Annotated in this window: 12 protein-coding genes and 1 pseudogene; 8 read left to right on the top strand and 5 right to left on the bottom strand. The window is 71.0% G+C overall.

What is annotated here, in order from left to right; translation table 11 throughout:
- On the bottom strand, window positions 1–1,936 hold a 1,936-nt coding region (recQ, locus tag QR77_RS05805), incomplete at its 3' end, for a DNA helicase RecQ (RefSeq protein WP_078877751.1).
- 149 nt (window positions 1,937–2,085) lie between these two features.
- On the opposite strand from recQ, the gene QR77_RS05800 reads away from it, so the two are divergent.
- Together QR77_RS05800 and QR77_RS05795 are read left to right on the top strand one after the other, a co-directional pair.
- Window positions 2,086–2,946 (top strand): helix-turn-helix transcriptional regulator, encoded by an 861-nt coding sequence (locus QR77_RS05800; RefSeq protein ID WP_040020065.1) that lies wholly within the window; start codon window positions 2,086–2,088, stop codon window positions 2,944–2,946.
- A gap of 2 nt (window positions 2,947–2,948) precedes the next feature.
- Window positions 2,949–3,767, top strand: a complete 819-nt coding sequence (locus QR77_RS05795; RefSeq protein ID WP_040020063.1) for an SAM-dependent methyltransferase — start codon at window positions 2,949–2,951, stop codon at window positions 3,765–3,767.
- Here QR77_RS05795 and QR77_RS05790 read toward each other — a convergent pair.
- On the bottom strand, window positions 3,740–4,924 hold the full coding sequence (locus tag QR77_RS05790; RefSeq protein WP_040020061.1) for an MFS transporter: 1,185 nt from the start codon (window positions 4,922–4,924) through the stop codon (window positions 3,740–3,742). The two genes, QR77_RS05795 and QR77_RS05790, sit on opposite strands and share 28 nt — an antisense overlap.
- Window positions 4,925–4,983: 59 nt before the next feature.
- Here QR77_RS05790 and QR77_RS05785 point away from each other — a divergent pair, with 59 nt between their 5' ends.
- On the top strand, window positions 4,984–5,958 hold the full coding sequence (locus tag QR77_RS05785; protein WP_040020059.1) for an ArsR family transcriptional regulator: 975 nt from the start codon (window positions 4,984–4,986) through the stop codon (window positions 5,956–5,958).
- A 94-nt stretch (window positions 5,959–6,052) separates the two neighbouring features.
- Window positions 6,053–7,030 (top strand): SDR family NAD(P)-dependent oxidoreductase, encoded by a 978-nt coding sequence (locus tag QR77_RS05780; protein ID WP_040020058.1) that lies wholly within the window; start codon window positions 6,053–6,055, stop codon window positions 7,028–7,030.
- Between the two features lie 53 nt (window positions 7,031–7,083).
- Here the strand turns inward: QR77_RS05780 and QR77_RS05775 are convergent, their stop codons facing one another.
- The gene (locus QR77_RS05775; RefSeq protein WP_040020056.1) at window positions 7,084–8,094 is read right to left on the bottom strand and encodes an aldo/keto reductase; all 1,011 of its coding nucleotides are present in this window, start codon (window positions 8,092–8,094) and stop codon (window positions 7,084–7,086) included.
- 227 nt (window positions 8,095–8,321) lie between these two features.
- Between QR77_RS05775 and QR77_RS05770 the strand changes: the two genes are divergently transcribed.
- Window positions 8,322–9,242, top strand: coding sequence for a helix-turn-helix transcriptional regulator (locus tag QR77_RS05770; RefSeq protein WP_040020054.1), 921 nt, complete (start codon window positions 8,322–8,324; stop codon window positions 9,240–9,242).
- A 14-nt stretch (window positions 9,243–9,256) separates the two neighbouring features.
- Here QR77_RS05770 and QR77_RS05765 read toward each other — a convergent pair whose 3' ends face one another.
- Window positions 9,257–10,096 (bottom strand): hypothetical protein, encoded by an 840-nt coding sequence (locus QR77_RS05765; RefSeq protein WP_052488559.1) that lies wholly within the window; start codon window positions 10,094–10,096, stop codon window positions 9,257–9,259.
- A 525-nt stretch (window positions 10,097–10,621) separates the two neighbouring features.
- Here QR77_RS05765 and rox point away from each other — a divergent pair.
- From rox to QR77_RS05750, 3 genes are all read left to right on the top strand, one after another.
- Window positions 10,622–12,049: a rifampin monooxygenase gene (gene rox / locus QR77_RS05760; protein ID WP_040020052.1), complete on the top strand. Its 1,428-nt coding sequence runs from the start codon at window positions 10,622–10,624 to the stop codon at window positions 12,047–12,049.
- A gap of 88 nt (window positions 12,050–12,137) precedes the next feature.
- Window positions 12,138–13,076 carry a daunorubicin resistance protein DrrA family ABC transporter ATP-binding protein gene (locus QR77_RS05755; RefSeq protein WP_040020051.1) on the top strand — a complete coding sequence of 313 codons (939 nt, stop codon included), beginning with the start codon at window positions 12,138–12,140 and terminating at the stop codon, window positions 13,074–13,076.
- Window positions 13,073–13,834 carry an ABC transporter permease gene (locus QR77_RS05750; protein ID WP_040020050.1) on the top strand — a complete coding sequence of 254 codons (762 nt, stop codon included), beginning with the start codon at window positions 13,073–13,075 and terminating at the stop codon, window positions 13,832–13,834. Before QR77_RS05755 ends, QR77_RS05750 begins: the two co-directional genes overlap by 4 nt.
- Here QR77_RS05750 and QR77_RS05745 read toward each other — a convergent pair.
- Window positions 13,818–15,018 (bottom strand): annotated as a pseudogene (locus QR77_RS05745) (AfsR/SARP family transcriptional regulator); the annotation flags it as partial. The gene QR77_RS05750 and the pseudogene QR77_RS05745 overlap by 17 nt on opposite strands.

Below are 15,018 nucleotides of genomic sequence, written 5' to 3'. Positions count from 1 at the left end.
CTGCCGGCGACGCGGCCGCCGAGCCCGTGCCGGTCACCGAGCCCGCGCCGGCCGCCGAGCCGGTCCCGGTCGCCGAGCCCGTCCCGGTACCCAGCGTCTCCAGGATCTGTTCGCCGTACTTCGCGAGCTTGTTCTCGCCGACCCCCGTCACCGTGCCCAGCTCGGACAGCGTCGACGGGCACAGCGTCGCGATCGCCCGCAGCGTCGCGTCGTGGAACACGACATACGCGGGCACACCCTGCTCCTTCGCCGTCGCGCCCCGCCAGGCGCGCAGGCTCTCGAACACCGGCATCGCCTCCGCCGGCAGGTCGACCGGCGCCGCGCGCTGCTTGGGCGCCCGCTCCGCACGGGCCGCCTTGGCCGCCCTCTCCGGCTCGCGCCGCAGCACCACCGGCCGCCGGCCGCCCAGCACCTCGGCGCTCTCGTCGGTCAGGACGAGCGTGCCGTAATCACCCTCGACGGCGATGAGCCCCTGGGCCAGGAGCTGGCGCGCCACGCTCCGCCACTCCGCCTCGCGCAGGTCGGCGCCGATACCGAAGACGCTGAGCCCGTCGTGGTCGAACTGGATGACCTTCGCTGTCTTCTTGCCGAGCAGGATGTCGGTGATCTGACCGGCCCCGAACTTCTGGTTCCGCTCGCGCTTGAGCCTGACCACCGTCGACAGCAGCTTCTGCGCGGGCACGGTGCCGTCCCAGGACTCGGGCGGTGTCAGACAGGTGTCGCAGTTCCCGCAGGCGTCGCTCTTCTGCCCGAAGTACGCCAGCAGCCGCACCCGGCGGCACTCGACCGTCTCGCACAGCGCCAGCATCGCGTCCACATGGGCGCCGAGCCGCCGCCGGTGCGCCTCGTCACCCTCCGAGGTGTCGATCATCTTCCGCTGCTGGACGACGTCCTGGAGGCCGTACGCCAGCCAGGCCGTGGACGGCAGCCCGTCACGCCCGGCGCGCCCGGTCTCCTGGTAGTAGCCCTCGACGGACTTCGGCAGGTCGAGGTGGGCGACGAAGCGCACATCGGGCTTGTCGATGCCCATGCCGAACGCGATCGTCGCGACCATGACCATCCCGTCCTCCCGCAGGAACCGGGACTGGTTCTCCGCCCTCGTCCGGGCGTCGAGCCCCGCGTGGTACGGCAGGGCCCGCACATCGTTCTTCACCAGGAACTCGGCCGTCTTGTCCACGGAGGCGCGCGAGAGGCAGTACACGATGCCCGCGTCGCCCGGGTGCTCCGTGCGCAGCAGATGCAGGAGCTGCCGCTTCGGGTCGTCCTTCGGCGCGATGCGGTACTGGATGTTCGGGCGGTCGAAGCTCGCCACGAAGTGCCGGGCGTCCTGGAGCTTCAGCCGGGAGGCGATCTCCGCGTGGGTGGCCTCGGTCGCGGTCGCCGTCAGCGCGATGCGCGGCACCTCGGGCCAGCGTTCGTGCAGCGCGGAAAGGGCCAGGTAGTCGGGGCGGAAGTCGTGCCCCCAGGAGGCCACGCAGTGTGCCTCGTCGATCGCGAAGAGCGAGATCGTGCCGCGCTCCAGCAGCCGTACGGTGGCCTCCACGCGCAGCCGCTCCGGCGCCAGGTACAGCAGGTCGATCTCACCGGCGAGGAACTCCGCCTCCACCAGCCGCCGCTCCTCGAAATCCTGTGTGGAGTTCAGGAATCCGGCCCGGACGCCCAGCGCTCTGAGCGCGTCCACCTGGTCCTGCATCAGGGCGATCAGCGGCGAGATGACCACGCCGACGCCCTTACGGACCAGCGCCGGGATCTGGTAACAGAGGGACTTGCCGCCGCCGGTCGGCATGAGCACCAGGGCGTCGCCGCCGTCGACCACATGGTCGATGATCTCCTGCTGGCTCCCCCGGAACGAGTCGTAACCGAAGACGCGGTGCAGGACCCGCAGGGCTTCGCTGACGTCGGGGCCGGTCTCGCCGGCGATCTCGGGAGTGCTCATCCGGCGATTCTACGTGCGGGGTCCGACCGGGCCGTGCCCCCGCCGGTCGACGGAAACGTCGTCCTGCGAAGATCACAGGCATATGCCTGGATGGGTGGCCAACTACCTGCGAGAATTGGGATGATGATGGAGCGTCAGGAGGTGAACACGTGACCGAGGCTCGTACGGGCTCTGCCCCGACCGTCCTGCGCCTGGTCCTGGGCAAGCGGCTGGGAGCGCTGCGCGAGAAAGCGAAGGTGACGCGTGAGGAAGCGGCCACGGCGCTGGACGTCACGCCGCTGACCGTCCGGCGGATGGAGAACTCCGAGGTCGGCCTGAAGGTTCCCTACGTACGGGTCCTGCTGCGCGCCTACGGGGTGCCGGAGCGGGAGGCCGAGGAATTCATCACCCTGGTGAAGGCCGCCAACCGGCCGGGATGGTGGCACCGCTACCGCGACGCGGTACCGAGCTGGTTCAGCGCCTACGTCAGCCTGGAGGACGAGGCCAGCCTGATCAGGACGTACGAACCGCACTACGTCCCCGGCCTGCTGCAGACCGAGGAGTACGCCAGGGGCGTGCTCAGAGCGGGATTCCACCGCTCGGTCGACGACGTCGAAAGACGCGTCGACCTGCGGATCGAGCGCCAGCGGCTGCTGACGAAGCAGGAGGCCCCGATCCTGTGGATCCTCCTGGAGGAAGCGGTCCTGCGCAGACCGGTCAGCAGCCCCGCCGTGATGAAGGCGCAGGTGGACCGGTTGCTGGAAGCGTCGACGATGCCGAGCGTGACACTCCAGATCATGCCGTTCGCCGTCGGCCCGCACCTCGGTGCGTTCGGGCCCTTCCATCTCTTCCGCTTCGACATAGCCGAACTCCCGGACATCGTCTACGCCGAGAACCTGACCGGCGCTGTCTATCTGGACCAGCGCGTCGATGTCGCCGCCTATCTCGAAGTCCTGGACAGCATGTCCGCCCGGGCGACTTCGGTGAAAAGGACCAGGGACTTCCTCCAACACGTACGCAAGGAGCTGTGAATATGACGGACCTCGATCAGGTGTCGGTGGACGAGATCGACACCACCAAGCCCCACTCCGCCCGCATGTACGACTACTTCCTCCAGGGCAAGGACAACTACGAAGCGGACCAGGTGGCCGCCGAGAAGGCCAAGAAGGCCTTCCCGACGGCCGAGATCGCCGCCCGTGCCAACCGGCAGTTCATGCACCGCACGACGCGCTGGCTGGCGACCGAGGCCGGCATCCGCCAGTTCCTGGACATCGGTACGGGCATCCCGACCCGGCCCAACCTGCACCAGGTCGCCCAGGAGGTCGCGCCGGACAGCCGCGTCGTCTACGCCGACAACGACCCGATCGTGCTGCGGCACGCCGAGGCGCTGATGCGCAGCACACCCGAGGGGCGTACGGCGTACATCCAGGCGGACGTCAAGGACCCGGCGAGCATCCTGGCCGCCGACGAACTGCACGAGACCCTGGACCTGACCCGCCCGGTCGCCCTGTCCGTGAACGCGCTGCTGCACTTCGTCCCGGACGAGTTCCAGCCGTACGACATCATCAGCCGGCTGCTCGAACCGCTGGTCCCCGGCAGCTATCTGGTGCTGTCCCACCTCACCTACGACTTCGACCGCGAGACGATCGAGGGGCTCGTCGAGTCCTACGGCCGTGGCGGCATACCCACCCTGGGCCGGTCGTGGGACGAGACGATGCGTTTCTTCGAAGGACTGGACCTCGTCGAACCGGGTCTGGTGAGCACCCAGCGCTGGCGCCCGAGCGGCGAGCCGCTGCCGGGCGCCACCGACGAGGCGGTCTCCGTCTACGGAGCCGTGGCCCGCAAGCCCTGAGAGCCCGCCCTCAGCCCCGGCGCCAGGAGCAGGGTGACCGTCACCGAAGCGGCGGCCAGCACGGCCATCGCCGTCCCGGCGGAGAAGAGCTCGGCGACCGACCCGGCGACCGCGGCGCCGACCCCCTGCATGGTCAGCATGCCGGAGGTGGCGAGCCCGAGCGCCTGACCCCGGACACCCACCGGGGTCAGCTCCACCAGCCGCTCCTGGAGCAGCAGGCCGGCTCCGTACCCCACGGACGCCAGGACGACCGCCGCCACGGCGAAGGGCAGCGCCGGACGCAGCGCGAAGACGAGGTACGGCGCTGCCAGCAGCAGCCGCAGCGGGGAGCCGAGCCGCTTCCGCCACCGGGCGGGCACGAACCGCCCGGTCACGGTGTCGCCCGCCAGCATGCCGAGCGCGCCGGCGGCGAAGAGGAGCCCCGCGTTCCGGGGTGAGTAGGGGATGAAGAGCGACTCGCACCCGACGATGAGCCCGTTGGGCACCCACAGCGCGAGAAAAACGTGACGCCGGGACGCGGACGACCACAGCAGTACGTTGGTCACCCACGTCGCCGCCAGGGACGGCCGGCCCTCCGTGCGCGGCGCCCGGCTGCCGAGCCCCAGCAGCGCGACAGCGGCGGCGGCGAGGTCGAGGACGGCGGCGCAGAGCAGGGTGCCGCGCGCCGACAGTGCCGTCACCAGCACACCGCCGACCCCGAACCCGAGGATCTGCGTCACCCCCACCGACATGTTGAGCACGGAACGCCCCAGCAGATAGCCCTGCTCGGGAAGGACCTCGTTCAGCAGCCCGTACCGCACCCCGCCGCCCACCGAGGCGACAAGACCCAGCCCCAGAAGGACGCCGAAGAGCGCCCACAACGGCAGCCCCGGCACGGCCAGCACGGCGGTACCCGCGCCGCCGGCGAGCGCCACCGCGGTCATCGCCGCGCGCGGCGGCAGCCGGTCGGCCGCCGACAGCAGCGCCAGCGCCCCGATCACCTGCGCGAAGGACGAGCCGAACATGCTGAGCGCCGAGAGCAGCGGCGACCCCGTAGCGCCGTAGACGAGCGTGCCCAGGGCGAGTCCGCTGACCGTCGAGGCGGCGACCTGTACGGACGTGGTCACGAAGAGCGGGGTGAACTCCGCCGTGCGGAAGAGTTCCCGGTAGGTGCGCATGCCGGGAGTCTCACCGGGGCCCGGCGGCGCCCGTTACTGTTTCGCGCGGAGGCGAAACCATGGGCTGGTGGCAGATCAACGCGGACACCCTCGCGGGGAGCCGATTCGTCATCTCGCCACTGGCCGAGGCGACCGCCGCCCTCCAGGCCCTGGAGCGGGGAACGGCCGCGCATCCGGGCGAGCGCGAGTGGTTCGCCGCCCACCTCCCCGCCTACCGGGAGCGGCTGGCCGACGACCCCGTCACCACCGGCGTCGTACGGATCGGGCTCGGCCGGAGCTGGAACGCCGACTTCCTCACCCCCACCCCGCTGGGCGACGGCGAGCAGCCCTTCGCCGACGAACTGGAGCGGATACGGCGCACACCGCCCGCCGCCGCCCGCGCCGACCTGGCCGTGTCCCTGGGCCGCCCGCTGCCCGCCGCGCTGCACAGGTCCGACCTGCCGGAGCGCGCCGCCGGACTCCTGGAGTGGGTGTGGACCGAGACGGTCCTGCCGTACTGGCCGAGGCGCCGGCGGCTTTTCGAGGCCGACTTCGTCGCGCGTACGGGCAAGCTCAGCCAGGGCGGCTGGGTGGCGGCGCTCGACGACATACGCCCGGGGATGCGCTGGCTGGGGGAGGGGCGGCTCCAGATCAACACCCACGACAACCCGCCGCGCGAGACCTCGGGGGCGCGGCTGCTGTTCGTACCCGTGACGCCGCGCCACGGCTGGGTCTCCTGGGAGTCCTCGCAGCGGTTCGCCGTGGTCTACCCCTGCTCGGGGGCGCTGTCGGAACCCGCCTCCGCCCCGGCGCCCGAGGCGCTCGGCCGGCTCCTCGGACCGGCGCGCGCCGGCGTACTCGTACAGCTCGCGACCCCCCTGAGCACCACGCAGCTCGTGGCGACGACCGGCCAGGGGCTGGGTTCCGTCGGGCGGCACCTCCGGGTCCTGTTCGACGCCGGTCTGGTGCGGCGGCGGCGCTCGGGGAAGTCCGTGCTCTACTTCCGTACGGCCGCGGGCGACACCCTGGTGGCGGCGCAGGCGCCCGGCGGGTGAATCCGGAGGCCGGGCGGGGCCTCCCCGGATATTCCCCTGGTCTCCCGACGTCGAGGTTTGACTTCGAGTGCGCTCCAACTCGTAGCTTCGAGTCATGACAACTCCTCAGCGCACAACCCCTCAGCGCGCCATCGGATCGGGCTTCGGAGCCGACAGCACGGCGGGAGACGTCCTGCGCGGAATCGACCTCACGGGAAAGCTCGCCGTCGTCACCGGCGGCTACTCGGGCCTCGGCCTGGAGACGACCCGGGCGCTGACCGGGGCCGGAGCCACCGTCGTCGTCCCCGCGCGCAGGCCCGAGTCCGCGCGGCAGGCGCTCGACGGGATCTCCGGGGTCGAGCTGGAGACGCTCGACCTGGCCGACCTCGCGAGCGTACGTTCCTTCGCGGAACGCTTCCTCGCCTCGGGCCGCTCGATCGACCTCATGATCAACAACGCCGGGATCATGGCCGCCCCCGAGACCCGGGTCGGACCCGGCTGGGAGGCGCAGTTCGCCACCAACCACCTGGGCCACTACGCGCTGGTCAACCAGCTCTGGCCGGCACTGGCCAGGGGCGGGGCGCGGGTCGTGACGGTGGCGTCCAACGGCCACCAGCTCTCCGGCATCCACTGGGACGACGTGCACTTCGCGCGCGGCTACGACAAGTGGGAGGCGTACGGCCAGGCCAAGACGGCCAACGTGCTGTTCACCGTCCACCTCGACGCGCTCGGCCGCGAAGCGGGGGTACGGGCGTTCGCGCTGCATCCGGGCACCATCCTCACCGAGCTGGCGCGCCATGTCTCCGAGGAGGAGAAGATCGCCGCCGGCTGGGTGGACGCCGACGGGAGGCCTTCCGGCAGCTTCAAGTCACCCGAGCAGGGCGCCGCCACCCAGCTCTGGGCGGCGACCTCCCCGCTGCTCAAGGACGCGGGCGGGGTCTACTGCGAGGACTGCGACATCGCCGTACCCGCCACCCCCGGCGCCCAACTGGAGTCCGGGGTCGCCGCCTGGGCGACCGACCCGCAGGACGCGGCGCGGCTGTGGGCGCTGTCGTCGGAGCTGACCGGCGTCGACGCGTTCGCCACCACCTGAGCGAACGCGGGAGAACGCGCAGGCGGCGGGCCGGGGCGTCGCGCGGACGCCGGTCAGCGGCGGCGCAGGCGCTTGTCGCCCAGCGCCGGAGGCGTGTAGTAGATGTCGTCCTGGTTGAGGTTGGTGCCGGGCGGCACGATCTCGTCGATCCGGTCCAGGACATCCTCGCTCAGCTCCACCTCGGCCCCCGCCAGCAGATCGGCGAGATGCTCGGGCCTGCGCGGCCCGATGATGACCGAGGTGACAGCGGGATGCGCCTTGACGAACGCCGTCGCGAGATGTGTCAGCGGCATCCCCGCCTCGTTCGCCAGCTCGGTCAGCGCCTTCACGGCCGCGAGCTTCGTCCGGTTGCCGGGAATCGAGAGGTCGAACATCTGGGCCCCCAGCGTCGCACGCCTGCCCGAGGCCGGGTCGGCGCGCCCCGACAGCCAGCCCGAGCTGAGCGGACCGTAGGTCAGGACCCCGATGCCGTGCCGCTGTGCGGTCGGCAGCACTCCGGACTCGATGCCCCGCAGGAGGATCGAGTACGGCGGCTGCTCCGTACGGAAACGGTGGTGACCGCGCCGCTCCGCCGTCCACCGCGCCTCGACGATCAGCTCGGCGGGGGTGGCGGAGGAGCCGATCGCCCGCACCTTGCCCGCGCGTACCAGATCGGAGAGCGCCGACAGCGTCTCGTCGATGTCCGTGTCCGGGTCGGGGCGGTGCATCTGGTAGACGTCGATATGGTCGGTGCCGAGCCGCCGCAGGCTGTTCTCCACCGCCTGGACGATCCAGCGCGGCGAGCCGCCGCGGTGGTTGGGCTCGGACCCGCTCGGCCAGCCGAACTTCGTCGCGAGGACGACATCGTCACGGCGCCCCTTGAGCGCCTTGCCGAGGATCTCCTCCGACTCGCCGCCGCTGTAGATGTCGGCCGTGTCGACGAAATTGACGCCCGCGTCCAGCGCGGTGTGGATCATACGGACCGACTCGTCGTGGTCGGTGTTGCCCATGGCTCCGAACATCATGGTCCCGAGGGCGACCTCGCTGACCGACATGCCTGTCCCGCCGAGAATCCTGCGCTTCATCCGTGCCCCTCGATCTCCCGGCCGGCCCACCCGGTCCCGCCCTGCCCCCAGACCCTGCCCGGGGGCTCCGCCGGCCGTTCCCCGTGGTCACCACCGGTGACCACGACTCCAGCCAACCACCGGCCGGGGACCCCCGCAGCCCCACAGGGGGCTCCCCCGCACGGGGGGGTCCGGCAGACCCCCGCTCGCGGGCCCCGGGCCGCCGGCGCCGTCCTAACCTGGATGTCATGAGCGTTCACTCCGCCGGACCAGGGGGCAACACGGAACTCCGCGAGTTCCTCCGCTCGCGCCGCGCCCGGATCACCCCCGAGGCGGCCGGCCTGTCCCCGCACGGCGGCGCCCGGCGCGTGCCAGGGCTGCGCCGCGAGGAGGTGGCCCAGCTCGCTGGGGTGAGCGTGGACTACTACGTACGCCTGGAGCGCGGCCGCAACCTCAACGTCTCGGAGACGGTCCTCGACGCCGTCGCCCGCGCGCTGCGCCTTGACGAGACCGAACGCGGCCACCTCTTCGCCCTGGCCAGGCCGGTCCGCGCCAGGCGTCGGCCGCTGCCGCCGCAGCGGGTACGGCCCGGCCTGCACCGCGTACTGGAGACCATGACCGACACCCCGGCGCTGGTCCTCGGGCGCCGGCTGGACGTGCTGGCCGCCAACCGGCTGGCCAAGGCGCTCTACACCGACTTCGACGCGCTGCCGCACCGCGAGCGCAACATGGCCCGCTTCATGTTCCTCGACGAATCCGCACGCGAGCTGTACGTCGACTGGGAAGCGGCGGCCCGGACCGTGGTCGGCTCCCTCCACCTGTACGCGGGACGCCACCCCGACGACCCCCGGCTCGCCGAGCTGATCGGCGAGCTCTCGCTGGGGGACGAGGACTTCCGCCACTGGTGGGCGGAGCACGACGTCGACCGCCGCACGCACGGCGTCAAGCGCTACCACCACCCCGTGGTGGGTGACATGACGCTGAGCTACGAGGCACTGACGCCCACCGACGACCCGGAACAGATGCTCGGCCTGCACACCGCCGAGCCGGGCACCCCGTCGGAACACGCGCTGCGTCTCCTGGCCGACTGGAGCGCCGAACCGGCGACGGCGGACCCGCGGGACCGGACGACCGCTCAGGATATTTCCCCGGTCACGGGGGCCAGGTGACCAGGGACGCTGGATCAGGTGGTGCAGCCCGGAACGCTGGGGACGCTGCCGACGCAGTCGTTGGCGCTGTTGCCGGTGACGGGCGATGAGGTGAACGTGACCGTGCCGGACAGGCGGTAGAAGCCACCGGCCGTGACGGCGGCGGTGTTGGCCGAGATCGGTGTGCTGGTCGTGGTGAAGCTCGCGTTCTCCGAGGCGATGCCGCCGCCGCGTCCGCCGCTGCTGTTGTTCTTGACGGTGCCACTGGTCAGGGTGGCGGTGCCGGCGTTGAACAGCCCGCCGCCGTCGCCGCCCGCGGTGTTGGCGGACAGCGCGCTGCCGGTGAACGTCGAAGCGGCCCCGCCTCCACCGGTGTGGACGCCGCCGCCGGTGCCCGCGGCGCTGTTGCCCGTCACGGCGCTGCTGTTGAGGGTGAGTTGGCCGAGATTGAGGATGCCGCCGCCGTTGCCCGCGGGGGCCGCGCCCGTCGCCGATCCGTTCCGTACGGTGACCGACTTGAGTGTGAGGCTGCCCGTACCGCTGACCTGAAGGATGCGGAAGGCGGCCGATCCGGTACGGGCGACGGTGTTGGCGTTGCCCTCGAAGGTGATGGCCGTGGTGATGAGTGGCAGCCCGGTCGGTCCGTTCACCAGGTCGTTGCCGTGTGCCGAGGTGAGGGAGTACGTACAGCCGGTGGTCAGCGTGATCACTCCGCCACCGGCGGCGTTGGTGGTGTTGACCGCGCCCACCAGCGCGGCTTCGGAACAGGCCACGGCCGCTGAAGCGGTCGTGGGCAGGACCAGTGTCGTGGCGCCGGAGACGAGGACGACAGCCCCGGCGAGCACCGGGATACGGATGGAGCGGATGCGTCGCATGCCGACTTCTTCCTGGGGGCGAAGACCGCGGGTCCGGCACAGGACCGCCCCGCGCGCGGTCGGCGGATCGGGCCGGCGGCAAGGCAATGACCGGAGCACGACGGCTCCTTGGCGGCCGAGTGCGCGGCCCCGTCGGAGACGGGCGCTCGTGACAGCAAGGCGGCTTGTCCCCAACTGTCCTCACACGGAGGCGATGTGCGCCGAACCGCACCACAAGTTCACCCGTACGGGTAAGTGGCGAGTAGTCCCATGAGGGGTGATCTGTCCCTCGGCTGCGGACACAACAAAAGGCAAAGAGATGTCCCACTCCTTGCCCTTCTTCAAGGTATAGCGCACCGGGGGGCTTGCGGCAAGACCCCGGTCGTGCCGCAGAATCTCCCACTGGGGCCGGAACCTGCGGAAATCAGAACTTCGCTACGTATGCGCGCTTTTGGCGGCGTACGGGTCTCGTGGCACGCCGGACCGACGGCGTGACGCGTGATGCGGCCCGCGCGCATGCAACTGTGTTCAACCTGGGGGACTTTCATGATCGACGTGATCATCGCCGGCGGCGGACCGACCGGCTTGATGCTGGCCGGTGAGTTGCGGCTGCACGGCGTGCACGTGCTCGTACTGGAGAAGGAGGCGGAGCCGACCACGTACGTACGCTCGCTCGGCCTGCACGTACGCAGCATCGAGGTGATGGACCAGCGCGGACTGCTGGAGCGTTTCCTCGAACACGGCAGGCAGCACCCGCTGGGGGGCTTCTTCGCCGCCATCGCCAAGCCCTCGCCCGGCGGGCTGGACAGCGCACACGGGTACGTTCTCGGCATCCCGCAGCCCACCACCGATCGCCTGCTGGCCGAGCGCGCCACCGAACTCGGCGCGGAGATCCGGCGCGGCTGCGAACTGGTCGGGCTGAGCCAGGACGACCGGGGCGTGACCGCCGAACTGGCCGACGGTACGCGACTGCGCTCGCGCTACCTCGTCGGCTGTGACGGCGGACGCAGCGCCGTACGCAAGCTGCTCGGCGTCGGCTTCCCCGGTGAACCCACCAGGGTGGAGACACTGCTCGGCGAGATGGAGGTGGCCGTGGCGCCGGAGACGGTGGCCGCCGTGGTGGCCGAAGTCCGCAAGACCCACAAGCGGTTCGGGCTCGGGCCCTTCGGGGAGAGGGTGTACCGCGTTGTCGTGCCCGCCGAGGGGGTGGCCGACGACCGCGCGGTCCCGCCGACCCTCGACGACTTCAAGAAGCGGTTGCGGGCGCTCGCCGGCACCGACTTCGGCGTGCACTCACCTCGCTGGCTCTCTCGTTTCGGCGATGCCACCCGGCAGGCCGAGCGCTACCGGACCGGCCGGGTGCTGCTGGCCGGCGACGCGGCGCACATCCATCCGCCGGTGGGCGGCCAGGGCCTGAACCTCGGCATCCAGGACGCGTTCAACCTCGGCTGGAAACTGGCCGCGGAGGTAGGCGGCTGGGCACCGGACGGGCTGCTCGACAGCTACCACACCGAGCGGCACCCGGTGGCCGCCGACGTGCTGGACAACACCCGCGCGCAGATGGAGCTGATGTCCACCGAGCCGGGGGCCCGGGCGGTGCGCCGGCTGGTGTCGGAACTGATGGACTTCGACGAGGTGAACCGGTACCTGACCGAGAAGATCGTCGCGATCGGGGTCCGCTACGACTTCGGGGAGGGCCATGAACTGCTCGGCAGGCGAATGCGGGACGTCGAGCTGAAGCGGGGGCCTCTCTACGGGCTGATGCACGGCGGGCGCGGGCTGCTGCTGGACCAGACCGGCCGGCTCTCGGTGGAGGGCTGGGCGGACCGGGTCGACCACGTCGTCGACGTCAGCGAGGAACTGGACGTGCCCGCCGTGCTGTTGCGGCCGGACGGCCATGTGGCGTGGGTCGGGGAAGACCAGCGGGATCTGCTCGGCCGACTGCCGAAGTGGTTCGGCGCCGCTGTTGGCTGAGCGCACGCGGACGACCGCGAACGCCATGTCAGTGGTGGTGTCAGAGGCGTGACAGGTGGGTGTCAGGCCCGGCCGGGACCGTGAGGGCATGAGAAGTTCAGCGATCGCGGTTTCAGGACTGCGCAAGGCATATGGGGACAACGTCGTGCTCGACGGCATCGACTTCGATGTCGCCGCCGGATCGGTCTTTTCCATGCTCGGCCCGAACGGGGCGGGCAAGACGACGACGGTGAACGTCCTGACGACACTGATGAAGGCCGACGCCGGGACGGTATGCGTCGCCGGGCACGACGTGGCGACAGCGACCAAGGAGGTGCGCTCGGTCATCGGCGTGACCGGTCAGTTCGCAGCGGTGGACGAGCTGCTGTCGGGCCGGGAGAACCTGCGGCTCATGGCGGACCTGAAGCGGGTCCGCTCCGGGGACCAGGTGGTCACGCGGCTGCTGGAGCGGTTCGACCTCGGGGAGTCGGCGCAGAAGATGGTGACGACCTACTCCGGTGGTATGCGCCGGAAGCTGGATCTGGCGATGACGCTGGTCGGCGACCCGCGGATCATCTTCCTGGACGAGCCGACCACAGGTCTTGACCCGCGCAGCAGGCGCACGATGTGGGCGATCGTCCGCGAGTTGGTGGCCGACGGCACCACCATCTTCCTCACCACCCAGTACCTCGACGAAGCCGACCAGCTCGCCGACCGGATCGCGGTGCTCGACCAGGGCCACCTGGTCGCCCAGGGCACCCCCGAGGAGCTCAAGCGCCGGATCCCCGGCACCCACGTCCGGCTCCGGTTCGCCGGCGTCGACGAACTCGACACGGCGGCACGGGTCCTGGCCGGCTCCACCCGCGACGACCAGGAGCTGACCCTGCGGGTGCCAAGCGACGGTGAGTCGAGATCGCTGCGGGCGCTGCTGGACCGGCTCGACGAACACATGCTCAACGCCAAGGAGTTCTCCGTGCACACACCTGACCTGGACGACGTCTTCCTCGCCCTGACCAAGCGCCCGAGCACGGAGGCGATCGCGAAGTGAGCAGTCTCTCAACGCCGTTCGGCGACGCCGCGATCATGCTGCGCCGCAACTTCAAGCACACGGTCCGCAATCCCGTCACGGTGTTCAACGCGGTCCTGTTCCCCGTCGTGATGATGCTCATGTTCGTCTACGTCTTCGGTGGCGCCTTCAACGTCCGGGGCGAGTACGTCGATTACGCGGTGCCCGGCCTGATCGTCATGGCCATCAGCTACGGGCTGGGGGCCACGGCGACGGCCGTGAACGACGACATGACGAAGGGCATCATCAACCGGTTCAAGGTCATGGACGTCTCCCGTGGCGCCGTGCTGACCGGCCATGTCGTCTCCACGACGCTGCGCAGTCTGATCGCCGACGCGGTCATCATCGGCGTCGGCCTCGCGATGGGATTCCGTCCGCATGCGAGCCTCCTCGGCTGGCTCGCAGCGATCGGCATCATGCTGTTGCTCGGCTTCGGGGCCAGTTGGCTCACGGTCGCCGTGGGGCTGGCAGCCAAGAACGTGGAGTCGGCGGGCCTGGCCACCGTACCGCTGATCATGCTGCCCTTCCTGAGCAGCGCGTTCGTCCCCGCCGACACGATGGGGGCGGGTGTGCGGCAGTTCGCGGAGTACCAGCCCTTCACCCCGATCATCGAGACGCTGCGCGGGCTGCTGGCGGGCGACCCGTCGAGCGGCGACGCGATCGCGGCCGTCGCCTGGTGCGTCGGGTTCACGCTCGTCGGGTACGTGTGGGCGGTCTCCACGTTCAAGAAGCGAGCGTGACCTCGACAAGCTGAGACCAGGTGGTCCCCGCCCCCTCTTGCGCCACCTCGGCGAACCGCGCGTCGCCGAGGCGGCGCAGCGCGGTCCGCTCGATCCGGGCCACGTCCGGGTGCGAGCGGTCCCGCAACCCGCGTACGGCGGCGCTCGCCGCGAGCAGGCGTACGGCCTGCTCGTGCTCGTCGTGGCGCAGCGCCAGGTCCGCGACCCCGACGAGCACCCCGGCGATCAGCAGCGGATATCCCGCCTCGGACGCCGCCTCGCAGGCAGCCGCGCGGTGTGCCCGGGCCTCGCCGAGGTCGTCGGCGAGATAGCCGAGCAGGTCGTACGTCACCGCGCGGATGTCGGCCCGCTCCGCCTCGTCGCCCAATACGGCTGTCACGACGCTTAGTTGCCTACGTGCCTCCTCGGTGTCGCCGTCCCACCGGGCGAGTTCCGCCTTCGAGAGGGCCAACTCGGCCAGCGCGTCAGGCCAGGTGACCCGCTCCGCGCACCGCTCCGCCTCCGCGATGGCAGCCGCCCCGGCGTCCCGGTCGCCCAGCAGCCGGTACAACTGCGCCTGCCGCGCCCGCATCCGAATGACGTCCTCGGTGGCACCGACCTCGGTGACGACGGCGATCGCCTGCTCGTAGTACTCGCACGCGCCGGCGAACTCGCCGCGTACGGCGATCCGGTCGGCCAGCTCGGTCAGGGCGAACGAGATCCCGAACCGCTCTCCGAGCGCCCGGAACTCGCCGAGCGCCGTCTCCAGATACGCGTCAGCGTCCCGCCCGCCCTGGCCGAGGACGATCCGCATCTTGCCCAACTGCAATCGCGCCAGCGCGCGTACCCAGGGGTCCTCGTCGTCGAGCAGCGGTTCGAACGCGGACAGGAACGCGTCAGGTCCCCGCAGCATGTGTTCCATCGCGGCGACGAGCCCCATCAGCGGGTAGCGGTGTTGGCTGCGCCGGCTGAACCGGTACGCCTTGTGGATCCACTCCTCCGCCTCGTGCTCGTCACGCCGCCCGGACGTCACGAACAGCACGAGCAGCGCGTACACCGTGGCCCGTGTCTGGTCGGTCACCTCGCCGGGCGTGCCGGTGGCCGCGGTGATCAGCTCGATGCCCTCGGTCCTGTGCCCGCCGAGCCACCAGTACCAGCCCGCGGCCGCCGCGAGCCGCATCGCCGCCTGCGCCTCGCCCGCCGCC

Source organism: Streptomyces sp. 150FB (genome assembly GCF_000818195.1).
Lineage (GTDB): Bacteria > Actinomycetota > Actinomycetes > Streptomycetales > Streptomycetaceae > Streptomyces.
This window is presented reverse-complemented; position numbering and strand designations above follow the sequence as displayed.